A 17,868-nucleotide genomic window follows, 5' to 3' on the forward strand; every position below is an offset into this window, starting at 1 on the left:
TGTTGTTGGTCTGTTGTTGTGTTGCGCCGCCGTGTTTCCGGCGGTCAGCCCGCGCGTCCCACGCTGCGGCTGACCTGCGGCTTGCCGTCGTTCAGCCGTTGCAGGTTCGTGTCCAGTTCGTCCAGGTCGTACAGGTAATTGACCATCAGGGCGCAGGACTGCTTCAGGCCCTTGGGCGACGTGTCCGCCGCCCAGTTCAGGCGTTCGATGCGTGCGCCGTTGCCCAGGTGGAAACGCGCCACGGGGTCGACGGGCAGCCCGTTCTTCATGGACTGCAGATAGGTCGCCGCCAGCCGGAAACCCGCCCGTTTGACGACGTCCGAGGTCTTGCCCTGCGCCGCCTTGGCCAGGCGCGCCACCCAGCGCTGCCCGTCCGGCACGCCTTCGCGCTTGCGGTCCTTGGCGCGCGACTTGTCTTCGCGCACGATGGACTCGACCGCCTGCGCGTCCAGCTTGCCCAGCCAGTCCGTGAATCCCGGAATCGGCGACAGCGTGGCGAAGGACTTCAGCTTGGGTAATTCTTCAAGCAGCTGCTCGACCACGCGCTTGAGCAGGAAGTTGCCGAAGCTGATGCCCTTCAGGCCGGGCTGCGTGTTCGAGATGGAATAGAAGATCGCCCAGCGCGCCTTGTCCAGGTCTTGCGGCGGCAGCGTGCTGTCCAGCAGCACCTGCACGTTATCGGCCATCTGGCTGGCGAAGGCCACTTCCACGAAGATCAGCGGCACGCCCGGCATCTGCGGGTGGAAGTAGGCATAGCAGCGGCGATCGGGCGCGACGCGGTGGCGCAGGTCGTCCCAGGACTGGATCTCGTGGACGGCCTCGTAAAGGATCAGCTTTTCCAGCAGCGACGCCGGCGAATCCCAGGTCAGCGGGCGCAGTTCCAGCAGGCCCACGTCGAACCATGCCGACAGCAGGCCTTCGAGTTCCTTGTCCAGCGCCTGGATGCCCGCCACCTGCTTGCGCCACCGCAGCATGTCGGCGCGCAGTTCCACCAGGAAGCGCAGGCCCTGCGGCTGGGCGTTGAAGCGCTTGAACAGGCGCACGCCTTCGCCGGCCTCGCCCGCGTAGGTGGCGCGAACCTGCGCCAGCGCGGCCAGCATCAGGCGGCGGTCCTTGCCGTCGGCCGCGGCGTATTGCTCGCACCAGCGGCGCGCCAGCTTGTTGGCGGCCACGTCCGTCAGGCGCGCCTCGAACAGGCGCCGGACCTCGGATTCGCTGGGCAGGCGTCCGCGCTCCCACAGCCGGCCCAGCCGGGTGATCAGACTGGCGCTTTCGGCCGCGGCGGTGGCGTCGACGAGGTCGGCTTCGGGCTCAGGCGTGCGTGCGCCGCGCGCGGGCGCGAGGTTGGCGGGTGCGGACATGGGCGGGCTCCTCGATGACGATGGGATCGGACGGCGCCGCGTCTGCGGCGTCTTCAGTGCTCAGTGCGCGCAGCGCTTCAAGCTGCCGCATCAGATGGGTGTGCGCCAGCGCTTGCGCGGCGTCGGGGTCGTGCGCCTTCAAGGCCTGGAAAATGGCCAGATGCTCGGCGCAGGATTCGTCGATGCGGCCGGGCCGCGACAGGCTGCGATGGCGCGACAGGCTGAGCACCTTGCGCAGGTTGCCCACCATGTCCGACAGCCATTGGTTGCCGGCCAGCGCCTGGACGGCCTCGTGGATCAGGTAATTGGTCTTGTAATAGGCGTCGATGCGGCCCGCCTTGGCATGGCCCGCCAGCGCGGCGTGCAGCGGCTCCAATTCGGCCAGTTGCGCATCGCTGGCCTTGCGCGCGGCCTCGTAGGCGCAGCGCCCCTCCAGCATGGCCATCAGCGGGAAGATGTCTTCCAGGTCCTGGGCGGAGAGCTCGTTGACGAAGCAGCCCCGCCGGGGCTCCAGCCGCACCAGGCCTTCGGTGGCCAGCACCTTGAGGGCCTCGCGCAGCGGCGTGCGCGAAATGCCCATTTCAGCCGCCAGCCTCAGTTCGTCGATCCATTCGCCGTTGCTTAACGAACGCGCATGGATCATGCCGCGAAGGCGGTCCGCGACTTCCAGGTACAGGGCTTGCCGGACGATGGGCTGGGTCATGGGCTGACGGCGGGCGCTACGCCGTAATTCATAATTATGAATAAGCCAATGATATGTTCGATGCCGGCGCCGGTAAAGCCCGGCCTACCCCCGTACCTACCCTAACGCCTGCGTCCGCGACGAGGGTAAGACCAAATTAAGACTAAACTTGGTCCTATTCGAAATCAATTCGCAGGCCTGCCATGAAATACTCGACCCAAGTCAAACCCATCTCGTATCTCAAGAGCCACGCGGCGGAAATCGTGACAACCCTTACCCAAACCCGGGAACCCATGCTCATCACCCAGAACGGAGAGGCAAAGCTCGTCGTCATGGACGTACAGAGCTATGAAGAACAGGAGCAAGCCATTGCCCTTCTTCAGTTGCTTGCCCATGGCCGCAAAGAGATCGAGGAAGGACGGACCACCCCTGCAGCAGACGTGTTCGCGCAGATTGAAGCGATGGACAAGGATGATTCCGAATGATCCGGAAGCTTGTCTTCCTTCAATCCGCCGTCGAAGACCTGCACGAAATCCGCCGCTACGTCAGAAAGCACTTTTCGCAAACGATCTGGCTGGACGCCTACGCCAAGATCAAGCGGGCGATCCTGAACCTTGAACAATTCCCCCAGGCCGGACACCCGCCCCCGGAACTTCCCGCCACCCACTTCCTGGAAGTGATCGCAGTCAAGAACCGGGTCATCTATGAGGTTGTCGCAGACACGGTCTATATCCACATCATTTGCGACAGCCGGCAGGATTTCCAGACCAAGCTCTCCAGGCGGCCTCTTAGAACGCTGCGCCCTTAGGCCCCGCGCTCAGAAGTGCAAAACCCCGTCCACCGCGTGGCGGGTCAGCGCACGCGCCCAGCGGCGCGCCGGCAGGCCATACTTGCCCTCCACCACCTCGGCGCGTTCCAGCAGTTCCGCAGGCGTGATCGCCAGGCTCGGGCCCGAGAACGCCAGCACGATCTGGTTGCCGGCTTCGACCTCGGGCAGCAGCACGACCCTGTCGTCGAACGCCTTGGACAGGTTGTCGATGTTCTTGCCAAAGCTTTCGTGGCGGCCAAACAGGTTCACCGCCAGGATGCCGACCTCGCCCAGCACGCGGCGGCAGTCGCGGTAGAACTTCACGCTGTCGCGCACCGGCCCTTCGGCAGCGGCGTCGTACAGGTCCACCATCAGCACGGGGCAGCGGCCGGCGTTGAGCGGGTCGGCCACCCAGGCGCCGGCGTCCGCGTGTTCGACCTCCAGCCGGTTGGACCCGGGCAGGCGGAAGAACATGTGGCAGGCGGCCGTCACGCGCGGGTTCCATTCCACGGCCAGGAGCGGGCTGCGCGTGTGCTTGACGCAGAACCGCGCCAGCGACCCCGCGCCCAGCCCCAGCATGCCGATGGCCTCTTCCTTGGGCGGATCCAGGAACAGCAGCCAGGCCATCATCTGGGCGGTGTATTCCAGCACCAGTTCGGACGGGCTCTTGATGTTCATCGCGCCCTGCACCCACTCGGTGTTGAAGTGCAGATAGCGGACGCCGTCCACTTCGGAAAGCGTCGGCTGGTCGAGTTCGGAGGGAAAGTTGGATTTATGCATGGCGCGATTGTAGGCCGGCGCCCGGCCCCCTCTACGCCGCCGCTTCCCAGATCCGCTCCAGCAGGTCCGGGCCGGGCACTTCGGACTCCAGGCTCGCCGCCAGGCGCAGGACGCGCTTCAGGTACAGGTGCGCGTCGCACTCCCAGGTGACCCCCATCGCGCCGTGGGTCTGGACGGCATTCTGCGTGGCCCGGCGGCCGGCCTCCACGGCCAGCAGCGGCGCGTACAGGCAATCCAGAGGCGCCGATTCCGCCCCCGCGTCCAGCGACGCCGCGGCCGCCCAGCCGGCCAGCCGCGCATCGTCCAACGCCATCCAGTCCTCCGCCAGGCGGTGCTTGATCGCCTGGTTGGCGCCGATGGCGCGGTCGAACTGCCGGCGCTCGCGCGCATAGGCGGCGGCCAGATCCAGCGCGGCCGAGGCCGCGCCCAGCATCTCGGCCGTGCGCAGCAGACGCAGGCGCGTGCGCAGCCGGCCCCACATGCCGGGATCGACATCCAGCTCCACGCTGTCCAGCGTTTCCGGACGCGCCGCAACCGCGACGGGCATCGTGGGATCCAGTCCGTCCAGCCCGGCGACCGGCGCCAGCAATTCCAGCCGCAAGACCGACGGCGCCACCTTGTGCACGGCGAGCGCGCGCACGCCCTCGCCGGCGCCTTCGATAAAGGCCGAGCCGTCGGGGCGCATGGCCGCGTCGGCATGCCAGGTGTGGCCCGCCATCATCGCGCCGGCCCACTGCGCGGCGGGGCCGCCGGCCGCGCACAGGGTGGGCAGGACCGCCATGTTGGCGGCCAGCGGCAGGCTCAGCAGATGACGGCCCGCCGCCTCGGCCACGATCCAGGCCTCGCGCATGCCCAGTTCCAGGCCGCCATGCTCGGCGGACGCCAGCAAGGCCGGCCAGCCCTGCTCCGCCAGTTCGCGCCACAGCGCGTGGCGCGCGTCCGTGTCCTGCCGGGCGGCGGCGCGCGCCACGGCGGCGGGATGGCGCTCGGCCAGAAAGCGCTGGGCCGCGTCGCGCAACATGCGCTGGTCTTCGCTCAGGTGCAGATTCATGGGGTCAAGCCTTGGGCAGGCCGAGCATCTGCTCGGCGATGATGTTGCGCTGGATTTCCGAAGTGCCGGCCAGAATGGTCTCGGCCCGCGACCACAGGTAGGCGTGCGTCAGTTCCGCCGCGCGCGCGCCGACCGCGCCGACGCCCAGGCAGGCGTCCTCGCCCAGCAGTTGCAGCGACAGTTCCAGCAGGCGCTGGTGCGCTTCGCTCCAGTGAATCTTGGTGGACGACCCTTCCGGTCCGGGCGGATCGCCGCGCTGGGCGCCGGCCAGCGCGCGCTGCGACTTGAGCGCCAGCACATGGCTGTCGGCGGCCAGCCGGGCCCAGCGATGGCGCACCGACGCCGACGCGGCCGGCACGCGGCCGTGGGCATCCGCGCGCAGGGCCAGCTCGCGCACCTGCCGCAATTCCTGCGCAAAGCGCACCAGGCGGGGGATGAAGTACGTGCCGCGCTCGAAGCTGGCCGCGGCCATCGCGATCTTCCAGCCCTGGTTCAGTTCACCTAGCAACGCATCCTGCGGCACGAACACGTCTTCGAAGAAGACCTCGCTGAACTCGGCCTCGCCGGTGATCTGACGGATCGGCTCGACCCGCACGCCGGGGCTGCCCATGTCCACCAGCAGAAAGCTCAGCCCCTTGTGCTTGGCCGCCTGCGGATCGGTGCGGGCCAGCACGAAGCACCACTGCGCACGATCCGCGAACGAGGTCCAGATCTTGTGGCCATTCAGACGAAAGCCGCCGGGCGCGGGCTCGGCCCGCGTACGCACCGAGGCCAGGTCGGAACCCGCCCCGGGCTCCGAGTACCCCTGGCACCACACCTCGCGGTTGGACAGAATGCCGGGCAGGAAGCGACGCTTCTGCGCCTCGTCGCCAAAGTGCAGCACGGTGGGCGCCAGGATGCCGTGGCCGATCAGGTTCACGCCCAGCGGCGCGCCGCAGCGCGCATGCTCTTCGTGAAAAACGGCCTGGCGCGACAGCGGCAATTCCTTGCCGCCGTATGCCTTGGGCCAGCCCAGCCCGGACCAGCCGTTCGCGCACAGGGTGTCTTCCCAGGCGCGCCGGTAGTCCAGGCTGCGCGGGTCGGCGCCGCCCGGCCAGGCCCGCGCGAAATCCGCATAGGCCGATTCCAGCCAGCCTCGCAGCTCCAGCCGGAAGGCTTCGGTCTCGCCCGCGGCGCTATCCTGCGCAGCGCTATCCCGCACGGCGTCTTCCCGCGCGGCGTTTTCCAGCAGGGTCATGCGTCTACTCCAGGCGGATGTTCGATTCGCGCGCGACCTTGGCCCACGTCGCCACGTCCTGGTGGATGAACGCGCTGAAGGTCTTGGGGTCGCTGCCGATGATGTCCAGGCCCAGTCCCACGAACTGGGTCTTGACCTCGGGCTGCTCCAGGATCTGCGCCAGGTTCTGGTAGATCTTGTCGATTACCGGCTGCGGCGTGCGCGCCGGCGCGACCAGGCCCAGCCATGGCATCGCCGAGTAGCCCGGCAGTCCGGACGAGGCGACCGTGGGCAGGTCCGGCACCGACGCCGACGGCTTGGCGGTGGTGACCGCCAGGGCGCGCAGCTTGCCGTCCTTCACGAACGGGCCCGACGAGGCCCACGCGTCGAACATCACCTGCACGCGGCCCGCCACCAGGTCGTTCAGCGCGGGCGCGCTGCCCTTGTAGGGGATGTGCGCCATCTGCACGCCGGCCATGCTGTTGAAGAGTTCGGCTTCCAGGTGCGTGGAGCTGCCCGTGCCGACCGAGCCGTAGCTGACCTTGCCCGGGTTCGCCTTGAGGTAGGCGATGAGCTCGCCCACGTTCTTGGCCGGAATCGACGGATGCACTTCCAGCACATGCACCACCGACGCCACCTGGGTGATGGGCGCGAAATCCTTGATCGGGTCGTAGTTGACCTTGGCGTAGATGCTGGGCGCGATGCCCAGCGACGACGCCGCCATCAGCAAGGTGTAGCCATCGGGCTCGGCGCGCGACACGTAGTCGGACGCGATCATGGTGCCGCCGCCCGGCTTGTTCTCCACGATCACCGGCTGGCCCAGCCTGCCGCTCAGTTTTTCCGCCAGCAGGCGGCTCATGATGTCCGTCGCGCCGCCTGGCGAGAATGGCACCACGATGCGCACGGGGCGGCTGGGGAAATTGTCCTGGGCGTGCGCGGAGCCCGTGACGCCGATGCAGGCCAGTGCGACGCCGGCCAGTATTTTCCTGATCATGCTTGTCTCCTCCTTGGGTGTGCGCTGTCGCGCTACGGGGTTGCGGGCAGGATCAGCGCGTCCAGCACCGCGACGCCTTGTCCCGCCTCTTTGATGAGCAATGGATTGACTTCGATCTCCGCCACATGCGCGGGCGCGGCAAGCAATGCATTGCCCACGGCCACGATGCTCCTGCATGCCGCCGCCAGGTCGCCACGGGGTTTGCCCCGATAGCCGTCCAGCAGCGCAAACGCCTTGAGTTCCCGCAGCATCTGCAGGGCGATGTCCTCGTCCACCGGCAACAGGCGGTGGCTGGTGTCCTGGTAGATCTCGGTCAGCACGCCGCCCAGCCCCACCGTCAGCACGGGGCCGAAGACGGGGTCGCGCGTGGCGCCGACGATCAATTCCGCGACGCCGCGCTCCATCTTCTGCACCATCACGCCGTCGATGCGCGCGTCGGGCTGCGCGCGCGCCGCGGCCTGCGTCACCTGGGCATGCGCGTGGCGCACGGCCTCGTCGTCGGCCAGGTTCAGCGCCACGCCGCCGGCTTCAGTCTTGTGCGCGATGTCGGGACTCAGGATCTTCAGCGCGACGGGATAGCCCGCCGTCCGCGCATCCCGAACCGCGTCGTCCGCGCTGCGCGCCGCCGCGGACACCGCCTGCGGCAGGCCGAAGGCGGCCACGTAGGCGCGCGCATCCGTCTCGTTGCAGGGCAACGCGGGCGCAGAGGCCGCATCCAGGCGCGGCGCGGGCGCCAGCCGCCGGGACGCACGTGCGTCGCACCACAGCAGGTAAGGCGCCAGGGCGCCGACCGCCTGCCCCAGGTCCTCGAACACCGCCACCTCGGCCTCGCGCAGCGCGGCGCGGCTTTGCGCCAGGCCGGTGTCGATGGCGACGAACAGGCGCCGGTGCTGGCGCGAGGCTTCCGCCAGCGCATCGGCCATGCGGTCCAGCATGTAGCCGGGCGCGTACACCACCACGGCGTCGATCGCGTCCGACGTGGCAAGCGCCTGCAGCACAGTGCGCACGAAGGCCGGATCGTTGACCACGTTGCCGGTCACGTCCACCGGATTGCCCACCATGCCGTAATCGGGAATGCCGCCCCGCAGCACCGACTGCAGGTCGGGCGGCAGGTCCGGCAGGTCCAGCCCCGCGCCGATGAACTTGTCGGCCAGGATGGCGCCCAGCGCGCCGGACATCGTCAGCACCGCCACGCGCTTGCCGGCCGTGCGGTGGCGCAGCGTCGCGAGACTGGCCAGGTGCGCCATCTGCGCAAAGTCCGTCGCCTCGATGACGTTCAACTGGCGAAAGGCCGCCGCATACACGCGGCGGTCGCCGGCCAGCGCCGACGTGTGCGACTGCACCGCCTGCGCGCCCTTGTCCGTGGCGCCCGCCTTCAACGCGATCAGCAGCTTGCCCTGGCGTTCCAGCTCGCGGCAGGCGCGCACGAAGCGCTCGCCGTCGCGCAGCTGTTCGATGTAGCCCAGCACGATTTCCGTCTGGGGATCCGCAGCCAGGTATTCCAGGTACTGCGAGAAATCCAGGCAGGCCTCGTTGCCCGTGTTGATGAAATGCGAAAACGGCAGCCCCAGCCGGCGCGCGATGGCGTACACCGCCGCGCACACATTGCCGCTCTGCGTCAGCAAACTGACGGAGCCGGTGCCCTCCTGCGCTGGCGCGGTCTTGAAGACCGAGGCGAACGCGGTGTGGGCCTGCGTGTTCAGGTTGGCGAAGCCCATGCAGTTCGGGCCGGCCACCGCCATGCCGCTTTCCGCCACGAAGGCCTCCAGCTCGTCCTGCAGCCGCACGCCGTCGCCGCCGGCTTCGGCAAAGCCCGCGGCGTAGACAATGGCAGCCCGGATGCCCTTGGCGTGGCAGCGCCGCAGCATCGGCGTCACGTCGGCCGCGGCGATCGCCAGCACCGCCAGGTCCACCGGTTCCGGCACGGCTTCGATCTCCGGCCAGCAGCGCAGGCCGAACACCTCCTGGTACTTCGGATTGACGGGATAGATGCCGCCCTTGTAGCCAAATCGCGTCAGCAGTTCCAACGGCATGCCGCCGATGCGGCCTGGGTTGGAACTGGCGCCGATCATGGCGATCGAGCGGGGGTTGAGGAGCGGGTCTAGATGCTGCGTCATGCCGCCTCGCCCTTCTTATTTCTCTGGATGGCCTGTGCCAGACCGCGCTCCCTTACCGCCTGGAATTCCTCGCTCAGGTGCGACAGCTGATGCGTATCGAAGTGCGCCGACAGCGCCGTGCGGAAGCCCTGCGCGTCGGCCGTGCGGTTCAGCGACCGCTTGATCAGCCGCAGCCCGAACGGCGGCGCCTGTGCGATGCGCTGGGCCAGCGCCAGCGTCGCGGCGTCCAGCTCGGCCTCGGGCACGACCCGGTTCACCATGCCGATGCGCAGCGCTTCCTGCGCGTCCACCTTTTCGCCGGTGTAGAGCATTTCCTTGGCCTTGCGCAGCCCCATCACCCAGGGGTGGATCAGCACCTCGGTGGCGGCGGCGGCCAGCGTGTGGCCCACCGGGTCCGAAAAATACGCGGTGTCCGAACACACCACCAGGTCGCACATATTGGCGATCATGAAGCCGCCCGCCACGCAGGCGCCCTGCACCTGCGCCACGGTGGGCTTCGAAAAGTCCCAGATGCGCAGGCAGTAGCCGTAGTAGCGGCGCGATTCGTACTCCCAGCGCTCTTCGACCGTGAAATCGGCGCGCTTGGCCTGGGCTTCCTTCAGGTCGTGGCCCGCGGAAAAATGCGCGCCGCGCCCTGCCAGCACCACGACGCGCACCGCGTCGTCCTGCTCGGCCCGCGTCAGGGCGTCGTCCAGCTCGTCCAGCATCTGCTGGCTCTGCGCGTTGCGCGCGGACTCCCGCGCAAGGCTGATGCGGCATACGGCATCGTGCCGCTCGACAGCCAGGGTGGCGTATTCCATAGTCTCCTCATCCTTGTGATGCCGCGCCGTCGAATGCAACGCGATCCGTTGGATTGAATTAACGCATCTCAAATCCTAAAATACAAAATATTCAAACCAACTTTCCCACAATATGAACACCCCAGGATCCACCGGCGGCACCCAAAGCATGCGCCGCGCGCTCGGCATGCTGCGCGTGCTGGCCCAGCACCAGGAAGAAGGCATCGACCTGCAAGGCGTCATGGCCGCGACGGGGCTGGAACGCTCCACCGCCCACCGCCTGCTGAGCTGCCTGCTGGAAGAGCAGTTCGCCGAACGCGACGGCCCCACTCGCCGCTACCGGCTGGGCGTGGATTCCATGCAATTGGGTTTTGCCGCGCTGCGGCGCACGCCGCTGCTGGACGCGCTGCGCCCCTTCGCGCAGAAGCTCGCGCGCTTGTCCGGCGACACGGTGTTCCTGGTGATCCGCCAGGGCGACTACGCCCTGTGCCTGCTGCGCGAGGCCGGGTCATTCCCCGTCAAAGTGTTCACCATCGACCAGGGCGAGCGCCGCCTGCTCGGCGTGGGCGCGGGCGGACTGGCCCTGATGGCCAGCCTGCCGGACGAGGAAATTTCGGCGCTGTACGCACGGCACGCGGCCAGCTACGCGCAGATCGGCGTATCCAGCCCCGCGCTGATGAAGGCGGTCAGGCAGACCCGCGCCGCGGGCCACTCGGAAATCGTGGACACGATCACGCCCGGCGTGTCGGGCGTGGGCGTCGCGTTCCCGGTGTCGGAGCTGACCTGGGTGGCGTTCAGCTTCGGCGCGATCAGCAGCCGGCTGGATGCCCCGCGCCGCGCGCAGATGGGCGCGCTGCTGCACGCCGAATGCCAGGCCTGGGCCAAGGATTATCTGCAAGTTATCTAAACTGGCGGCACACGTTTTTGCGCCAACCAGGGATTGCTGATGAATTCATTCTGGGGTTTGACGGGATACCTGCCGCTGATTTTCTACGGCCTGCTCGCCTATTCGCTGCTGAGGGTGCTGCCGAAATGGTTCAAGAAAAAGCGGCAAGGCGAGGTTGAGGGCGGCCGGACTGGCGGTCCCGCCAGTTCGACGCCAAGAGGCGTCCCGCCGGCGCAACCGCCGGCAACCGTGTCCGAATCGGTTTCGGTCGTTCTTCGCCGCCAGGTTCCTCCCGGTGCAGCCGAGTCCGCCCGCTCGTGGCTGGGCGGCATTCCCCGCATGCCCGACGGCGTTGAATGGCCCCGGTCAATCTCTTCCGAAGACCCGCATCAGGGCGAACGGCCGCTGCACTTTCTCGCGCAGATTTGCTGCTCGGACCTGCCGCGGGAGCTATGGGGAGGCCTGGGTCCGCGCGAAGGCTGGCTGCTCGTGTTCATCGACCCCAATCAGGGATGCCCTGACGGCAGCGACGCGTTCCGCATCATGCACTTGCCACAGCTGGGCCCGGAGCGGGAAGCGCCGCAAGACCTGGGCCCCGTGCATGACGGGATCTATGCCGGCGGCAGCTATGACTGGCTGCCCAGGGAAGCAGTCCCCGCCGTGTGGCGCCGATGGCCTGTGGATATCGTCAGTTTCCCGAACGTCCTGCATCGCAACGAGCGTCACAGCTTCGTGACGCCCGAGGACTTTGCGAAAACACTGTATGACGGCGCCCCGGTTTTTCCGTATCAAGACTTGGAAGCCGTGCCCCCCTATACATTCGGGCAGGCGTTGAGGGCCGTTCGCGCCCTCGCCACGAGCATGCGCACCGAGCCCAGGGGCAAGCGGGGGAACCAAGATGCCCATGAGGTTCTCGGCGCGGAAAGCAGCCTCGATCAGTTGCGCGAGTCTTTGACGATCCAACTCGCGACGGCCGTTGAGTGGGCGGAAAGCGACTATCGCACGCTGACCGTCGACCAACTGAAGCGGACCTTAGCTTTGGTCGAATCCTGCGATACGGTCAAACGACTTCAGCAGCGGCTAGAGCACGATCTGGAGCAACGGAAGCGGTGGCGCCTATCCGTCGCCGAAGACTGCGACGAGGTAGCCGCCCAGCTCGCGGAGCGGCCACCGGAAATGCCATTTTCCCGACACGACTGGGATCAGTTGCAGTCGCGTTTCGCCGGCAAAGAGTTTCACAGTTTTGAACTGTTCATCACCCGTGATGGTGAAGCCAGGCAACTGAACCTGCACGAGCGCTCGGACCAGACAAACCTCGCCATTCCCAAGGGCACGACAGAAGAAGCGCTGGCAGATTGGCTGAATCCCGAAACGCGGTCGCGCGTTCCGGCCGATCGCCTTGCCAACCTGGAGGCGGCTGCGCGGAGCCTATGGTCCAATCGCCCCCATCGGATGGGCGGCTATCACGACGGCGTGCAGAGCGACGCGATCGAAGGGCCGCAAAACGAGCTTCTCTTGCTGCAGATCGCTTCCGATAACGGGATGGATTGGTGCTGGGGCGACGTCGGCGCCTACTACTTCTGGATCAGGCCACAGCAGCTGGAGGCCGGTGATTTCTCGGGCGTGGAAATGCGGCTGGAGAGCCATTAAGGCTGCATCGCCGTGCCGCCCGGCAGCCGCCGGAGCGACTGCCGGGCGCGCGTTACAAGCGGATCAGATCCGCTCGAAGATCGCGGCGATGCCCTGCCCGCCGCCGATGCACATGGTCACCAGCGCATAGCGGCCGCCCACGCGCTGCAGTTCATGCAGCGCCTTGGTGGCGATGATGGCGCCGGTTGCGCCAATGGGGTGGCCCAGGCCAATGCCGCTGCCGTTGGGATTGACCTTGGCCGGATCCAGCTTCAGCTCGCGCGACACGGCGCAAGCCTGCGCGGCAAAGGCCTCGTTGGCTTCGATCACGTCCAGCTGATCCACCGTCAGGCCCGCCCGCTTGAGCGCGGCCTGGGTAGCCGGCACAGGGCCGATGCCCATGATGTCGGGATCCACGCCGGCGTGCGCGTAGGCCACCAGACGGGCCAGCGGCTTGATGCCGCGCTTGGCCGCCACCGAGGCGTTCATCAGCACCAGCGCGCCCGCGCCGTCGTTCAGGCCGGACGCGTTGCCCGCCGTGACGGTGCCGTTTTCCTTCTGGAAAACCGGCTTGAGCGTGGCCAGGCTGTCGGCCGTGACGTCGCGGCGCACGTGCTCGTCGGTGTCGAACACGATTTCGCCCTTGCGCGACTTGATCTTCACGGGAACGATCTGATCACGGAAATAGCCCGCGTCGATGGCGGCGGCGGCGCGGCGGTGCGATTCCGCGGCCACGGCGTCCTGGTCCTGGCGGCTGATGCCGAACTTCGCCGCCACGTTTTCAGCCGTGACGCCCATGTGCATCTTGCCGAACGGATCGGACAATGCGCCGGTCATCATGTCCAGCATGACGCTGTCGCCCATGCGGGCACCCCAGCGCTGGGCCGGCGCGATGTACGGCGCGCGGCTCATGCTTTCGGCGCCGGCGCCCACGGCGATGTCGGCGTCGCCCAGCATGATGGTCTGCGCCGCCGACACGATGGCCTGCAGGCCCGAGCCGCACAGGCGGTTGACGTTGAAGGCGGGGGTTTCCTTGGCGATACCGGCGTTCATGGCGGCCACGCGCGACAGGTACATATCGCGCGGCTCGGTGTTGATGACGTGGCCGACGGCGACGTGACCGACTTCGCTGCCCGATACGCCGGCGCGCTCCAGCGCAGCCTTGATGACGGTGGCGCCCAGGTCGCAGGGCGGCACGTCCTTGAGCGCCCCGCCGAAATCTCCAATGGCGGTTCGGACGGCCGACGCGACGATGACTTCATTCATGGTGTTTCCTCCTTGTAGTGCTTTCCATCATACTGCCCGGCCGCCGTCCCGGCCTCATCCTTGCGGCTTGCGCGCGGCGCGGCGCGCGATGAATTGGCCGACCGCCTCGGCGTGCGCCGGCGTCTTGTGCGCCAGCGCCTGGTAGGCCGCCGACAGTTCCAGCAGCGTATCCAGGCGCACATGCTGGCTTTCGCGCAGCAGGCGCTTGGTCAGGCGCACCGCGTCGGGCGAATTGGCCGCCATGCGGGCCGCCAGCGCCCGCGCCGTGGACAGCAGTTCTGCGGCCGGCACCACGCGCGACACCAGCCCCCAATCGGCAGCCGTGGCCGCGTCGATCGCGTCGCCGGTGAACGACATCTCGGCCGCCCGCGCCGACCCGATCAGTCGCGGCAGGAACCACGCGCCCCCGTCGCCGGGCACGATGCCCAGCTTGACGAAACTTTCGGCGAATGTGGCCTCCTGCGCCGCGATGCGCACATCGCACATGCACGCCAGGTCGCAACCCGCGCCGATGGCCGGGCCGTTCACCGCCGCGATGGTCGGCACTTCCAGCGCATGCAGCGCCAGGGGCAGGCGCTGGATGCCGTGCCGGTATTCCTGGCGCAACGCGGCGCTGCCTACGTCCGGGCCGATCTGGCGCTGCATGTCGTTCACGTTTCCGCCCGACGAGAACACGCTGCCAGCGGCGGTGATGATGAGCACGCGCACGGACGGGTCGCGTTCGATGCGCGCGAATTCGGCCAGCAGCTCATCCACCATCGCGCTGCCCGTAAGCGCGTTGCGGGTTGCCGGATCGTTCAAGGTCAGCGTTACGACGCCGTCGGCGCCCTGTTCGACCTGCACAAGCTCTGCCATGGGTTGCTCCTGTCTCGAATGGCGGGTTGTCATTGCTTCGGGATGCCGGCGCGCTGGGCCGCCTCGTCCCACTTGCGGATTTCCTGGCGCTGGAACTCGCCCAGTTCCTTCGGCCCCACCGGAAAGACCTCCCAGTTGGTGCGCGCCAGGAACTCGGCGGCGTCGGGCGTGCGATAAATGGCCAGCAAGGTGTCGGCCAGCGTGTCGATGACAGCCGCGGGCGTGCGCGCCGGCGCAAAGGCCGCCGTCCAGTTCACCATGTAGTAGCCCGGAAACCCCGCTTCCTGCAAGGTAGGCGTATCGGGCGAACTCTTCAGCCGGCTGTCGCCGGTGACGGCCAGCAGCCGCATGCGCCCGCTCTGCACGAACGGAATCACCGCGCCGTAATCCGCAAACACGAAGTCCACCTGCCCGCCGGCCAGGTCGGTGAGCGCCGGCGCCGCGCCGCGGTACGGCACGTGGTTCGCCTTGATGCCGCCCATGGACAGGAACAGTTCGGTCGCGATCTGGTACGACGCGCTGCCGCTGCCGTAATTGAGCTCGCCGGGGCGCTTGCGCGCGGCATCCACCAGGTCGGCCACCGTCTTGAACGGCGCATCGGACTTGACCGCCAGCGCCATCGCGCCATAGCCCAGCCGGGCCACGGGCGCAAAATCCTTGACCGGGTCATACGGCAGGTTCTTGTACATCGCGGCGTTGGTCGCGACGGGCGAATTGCTGGCGAGCAGCAGCGTGTAGCCGTCGGGCTGCGCCGCGGCCACGGCCTGGGCCGCGATGAAACTGTTGCCGCCCGGCCGGTTCTCCACCGTTACCGCCACGCCCAGCTTTTCCTCCATCTTTTTCGCCACATAGCGCGCATTGCTGTCGGTGCCGCTGCCCGGCGGGAACGACACGATCAGCCGGATCGGCTTGTCGGGGTACGCGGCCTGCGCGGCCGTCCCGGGCAGCGCGAGCCATGCGGCGCACGTCAGCGCCGCCAGGCGCATCATCTTTTTCATGCCTGTCTCCTTTGTTGTCGTCGCTCGGTCCGCGCTGGGCGAGGAACGGCGCTGCACGAAGCGTAGGCAGGGGCGGCAGGCGGCGTCTAATATTAATTTTTGCGCAGGTGATACCGCTGCGGTATCGCGTGCAATATCCCCCCCTTGGGCCAGCCTCACCGATACGGAATACATATCGGAAATCCAAAAAATAATATTGGACAGCTTTCAGCGCGTTCCCGGATAGTGGCCCTCGGCGCCAGTGTCGCGGCGCCGTTGCCCGCACCGGAGCGCCCGATGATAGATACGCTTGAACTGACCGCCATTCCTCCCGAGGACGAAGCCCTGCGCGCCGAGGTGCGCGCCTTCCTGGCGGACGCGCTGGATGGCCTGGAACCCGACGAGCGCGCCCGCTCCTGGATGGGATTCGACGCGGGCTTCAGCCGCCAGCTGGCCGAGCGCGGCTGGCTGGGGCTGACGCTGCCGCGCGAATACGGCGGCGCGGCGCGCGGCCACTTCGCGCGCTTCGTATTGTCCGAAGAGCTGCTGGGCGCGGGCGCCCCCGTGTCCGCGCACTGGATCGCGGACCGCCAGAGCGCCCCGCTGATCCTCAAGTACGGCACGCCCGCTCAGAAAGACTTCTACCTGCCGCGCATCTGCCGCGCGCAGGCCTTTTTCTGCATCGGCATGAGCGAACCCGGCTCCGGTTCGGACCTGGCCAGCATCCGCACGCGCGCCGAGCCCGCGGCAAACGGCTGGCGGCTGAACGGCAGCAAGATATGGACCACCAATGCGCACCGTTCGCACTACATGATTGCGCTGGTGCGCACGTCGGGCACGGCGCAGGACCGCCACCAGGGCCTGTCGCAGGTCATCGTGGACCTGTCGCTGCCGGGCGTGTCGGTGCGTCCCATCGAAGACCTGGCGGGCGACGCGCATTTCTCCGAGGTCTTCTTCGACAACGTCGAGCTTTCCGCCGACGCGCTGATCGGCGAGGAAGGCGCCGGCTGGGCGCAGGTGAACGCCGAACTGGCCTTCGAGCGCAGCGGGCCCGAGCGCCTGTATTCCAGCATCGCGCTGCTGGAATGCTGGCTGGCGCATTGCCGCGCCGCAGGCGACGACCCCGCCAGCCGCGCCGCGCTGGGCAGCATCCTGTCCCAGATGGCGGTACTGCGCGCCATGTCCCTGTCGGTGGCGGGCAAGCTCGCAGCGGGGCAAAGCCCCGCCATCGAGGCCTCGCTGGTGAAGGACCTGGGCACTGAACTGGAACAGGCCATTCCGCGCCTGATCGGCGATGCCCTGGGCCGGCGTCCGGACCAGCCCCCGCCCCTGCCGCTGCTGCGCACGCTGGCGTATCTGGAACAGGTCGCCCCCACGTATTCGTTGCGCGGCGGCACCCGGGAAATCCTGCGCGGCATCCTCGCCCGCGGCCTTGGCCTTCGATAAGGACGACATCATGGACAACCTCTTTGGCGACGCCGCCGAACGGCTCTTTGCGCAGACCTGCACGCCGGACGTGATCCGCCGGGCCGAACAGGGCCAGCCGCCCGACAGCGCGTGGCAGGCCTGCGAGGAAGCGGGCTTTGCCGACGCGCTCGTGCTGGAAGAACACGGCGGCGCCGGGCTGAGCCTGGCCGACGCGCTGCCCGTCGTGCTGGCCGCCGGCCGCCATCTGTGCCCCCATCCCATCGCCCATACGCTGCTGGCGCGCGGCTGGCTGAGCCGGACGGGCCGGCAGCCGCCCGCCGGTTCCATCGCGCTGGCGCCGCAGGGGCTCGCCATTGATGGCGAGCGCATCGCGGGCGTGAGCGTGCCGTGGGCGCGCACGGCCGGCCATGTGCTCGCCGGCATCGGCGGCCAGGCCTGGCTGCTGCCCATGCGCACGGCCTGCATCCGGCCCAATGGCGTGCACGGCAGCCTGGATGCGGAAGTTTCCTGGGCGCTGGACGACGCCCGCCGCATCGACGCCCCCGCGGCCCTGGACGCGCTGGCGGCCGCCGCCTACGCCGCGCTGATCGCCGGCGCCATGGACCGCGTGCTGGCGATGACGCTGGACTACGCCAACCAGCGCGCGCAGTTCGGCAAGCCCATCGGCCGCTTCCAGGCGGTGCAGCAGCAAATCAGCGTCATGGCCGAACACGTATGGGCCGTCCGCATGGCGGCGCAACTGGCCTTCCAGGGCGACGGCGGACTGCCCCGCCCCCTGCTGGCGGCGCTGGGCAAGGCGCGCGCCAGCCAGGCCGCGCCCGTCGTGGCCGACATTGCGCACGCCGTGCATGGCGCCATTGGCGTCACCGAAGAATTCGACCTGCAGCTCTACACCCGGCGCCTGCGCGAATGGCGGCTGGCGGGCGGCTCGGAATCGCACTGGCACGAACGCATCGGCGGCGACGCGATCGCGGGCGGCGCCGATGCGCTGTCGTACCTGCGCACGGCGCTCTACGGCAAGGAAGCGGCATGAATGTGG

17 protein-coding genes are annotated in these 17,868 nt (G+C 68.2%); 6 read left to right on the forward strand and 11 right to left on the reverse strand.

Annotation, left to right across the window (positions count from 1 at the left end; genetic code table 11):
• Window positions 1–44: 44 nt before the first annotated feature.
• A complete protein-coding gene (locus KYC_RS26345; RefSeq protein WP_008168284.1) occupies window positions 45–1,361 on the reverse strand; it encodes a malonyl-CoA decarboxylase domain-containing protein in 1,317 nt (438 codons plus the stop codon).
• The gene (locus KYC_RS26350) at window positions 1,312–2,064 is read right to left on the reverse strand and encodes a GntR family transcriptional regulator (RefSeq protein ID WP_008168287.1); all 753 of its coding nucleotides are present in this window, start codon (window positions 2,062–2,064) and stop codon (window positions 1,312–1,314) included. The genes KYC_RS26345 and KYC_RS26350 overlap by 50 nt, the downstream gene beginning before the upstream one ends.
• Before the next feature lie 182 nt (window positions 2,065–2,246).
• On the opposite strand from KYC_RS26350, the gene KYC_RS26355 reads away from it, so the two are divergent.
• Both KYC_RS26355 and KYC_RS26360 read left to right on the forward strand, forming a co-directional pair.
• Complete coding sequence (locus KYC_RS26355; protein WP_008168288.1) at window positions 2,247–2,528, forward strand: type II toxin-antitoxin system Phd/YefM family antitoxin; 282 nt, start codon at window positions 2,247–2,249, stop codon at window positions 2,526–2,528.
• A complete protein-coding gene (locus KYC_RS26360; RefSeq protein ID WP_008168290.1) occupies window positions 2,525–2,851 on the forward strand; it encodes a type II toxin-antitoxin system RelE/ParE family toxin in 327 nt (108 codons plus the stop codon). Before KYC_RS26355 ends, KYC_RS26360 begins: the two co-directional genes overlap by 4 nt.
• Window positions 2,852–2,860: 9 nt before the next feature.
• Here KYC_RS26360 and KYC_RS26365 read toward each other — a convergent pair whose 3' ends face one another.
• Genes KYC_RS26365 through KYC_RS26390 form a run of 6 tightly spaced genes read right to left on the reverse strand, consistent with a single transcriptional unit; the run spans window position 2,861 to window position 9,809 of the window.
• Window positions 2,861–3,631 (reverse strand): class I SAM-dependent methyltransferase, encoded by a 771-nt coding sequence (locus KYC_RS26365; protein WP_008168292.1) that lies wholly within the window; start codon window positions 3,629–3,631, stop codon window positions 2,861–2,863.
• A gap of 31 nt (window positions 3,632–3,662) precedes the next feature.
• Entirely contained in the window at window positions 3,663–4,682 is a 1,020-nt protein-coding gene (locus KYC_RS26370; protein WP_008168295.1) for an acyl-CoA dehydrogenase family protein, read from the reverse strand.
• A 4-nt stretch (window positions 4,683–4,686) separates the two neighbouring features.
• Window positions 4,687–5,919, reverse strand: coding sequence for an acyl-CoA dehydrogenase family protein (locus KYC_RS26375; RefSeq protein WP_008168296.1), 1,233 nt, complete (start codon window positions 5,917–5,919; stop codon window positions 4,687–4,689).
• 4 nt (window positions 5,920–5,923) lie between these two features.
• Window positions 5,924–6,892, reverse strand: coding sequence for a Bug family tripartite tricarboxylate transporter substrate binding protein (locus tag KYC_RS26380; RefSeq protein ID WP_008168297.1), 969 nt, complete (start codon window positions 6,890–6,892; stop codon window positions 5,924–5,926).
• A gap of 32 nt (window positions 6,893–6,924) precedes the next feature.
• Window positions 6,925–9,009, reverse strand: a complete 2,085-nt coding sequence (locus KYC_RS26385) for an acetate--CoA ligase family protein (protein ID WP_008168298.1) — start codon at window positions 9,007–9,009, stop codon at window positions 6,925–6,927.
• A complete protein-coding gene (locus KYC_RS26390; protein ID WP_008168299.1) occupies window positions 9,006–9,809 on the reverse strand; it encodes an enoyl-CoA hydratase in 804 nt (267 codons plus the stop codon). The genes KYC_RS26385 and KYC_RS26390 overlap by 4 nt, the downstream gene beginning before the upstream one ends.
• Before the next feature lie 112 nt (window positions 9,810–9,921).
• On the opposite strand from KYC_RS26390, the gene KYC_RS26395 reads away from it, so the two are divergent.
• Together KYC_RS26395 and KYC_RS26400 are read left to right on the forward strand one after the other, a co-directional pair.
• Complete coding sequence (locus KYC_RS26395; RefSeq protein ID WP_043519324.1) at window positions 9,922–10,695, forward strand: IclR family transcriptional regulator; 774 nt, start codon at window positions 9,922–9,924, stop codon at window positions 10,693–10,695.
• Window positions 10,696–10,734: 39 nt separating this feature from the next.
• On the forward strand, window positions 10,735–12,324 hold the full coding sequence (locus tag KYC_RS26400; RefSeq protein ID WP_008168301.1) for a DUF1963 domain-containing protein: 1,590 nt from the start codon (window positions 10,735–10,737) through the stop codon (window positions 12,322–12,324).
• 63 nt (window positions 12,325–12,387) lie between these two features.
• Here KYC_RS26400 and bktB read toward each other — a convergent pair whose 3' ends face one another.
• The 3 genes from bktB to KYC_RS26415 are packed head-to-tail and all read right to left on the reverse strand — an operon-like array spanning window position 12,388 to window position 15,422.
• Entirely contained in the window at window positions 12,388–13,569 is a 1,182-nt protein-coding gene (gene bktB, locus KYC_RS26405; protein ID WP_008168302.1) for a beta-ketothiolase BktB, read from the reverse strand.
• 54 nt (window positions 13,570–13,623) lie between these two features.
• The gene (locus KYC_RS26410) at window positions 13,624–14,424 is read right to left on the reverse strand and encodes a crotonase/enoyl-CoA hydratase family protein (RefSeq protein WP_008168303.1); all 801 of its coding nucleotides are present in this window, start codon (window positions 14,422–14,424) and stop codon (window positions 13,624–13,626) included.
• A 29-nt stretch (window positions 14,425–14,453) separates the two neighbouring features.
• Complete coding sequence (locus tag KYC_RS26415; RefSeq protein WP_008168304.1) at window positions 14,454–15,422, reverse strand: Bug family tripartite tricarboxylate transporter substrate binding protein; 969 nt, start codon at window positions 15,420–15,422, stop codon at window positions 14,454–14,456.
• 276 nt (window positions 15,423–15,698) lie between these two features.
• Between KYC_RS26415 and KYC_RS26420 the strand changes: the two genes are divergently transcribed.
• Window positions 15,699–16,847 (forward strand): acyl-CoA dehydrogenase family protein, encoded by a 1,149-nt coding sequence (locus KYC_RS26420; protein WP_008168307.1) that lies wholly within the window; start codon window positions 15,699–15,701, stop codon window positions 16,845–16,847.
• 10 nt (window positions 16,848–16,857) lie between these two features.
• Window positions 16,858–17,862, forward strand: a complete 1,005-nt coding sequence (locus tag KYC_RS26425) for an acyl-CoA dehydrogenase family protein (protein WP_043519360.1) — start codon at window positions 16,858–16,860, stop codon at window positions 17,860–17,862.
• The last annotated feature ends 6 nt before the right edge of the window (window positions 17,863–17,868 follow it).

Source organism: Achromobacter arsenitoxydans SY8 (assembly GCF_000236785.1).
Classification (GTDB): domain Bacteria; phylum Pseudomonadota; class Gammaproteobacteria; order Burkholderiales; family Burkholderiaceae_B; genus Achromobacter; species Achromobacter arsenitoxydans.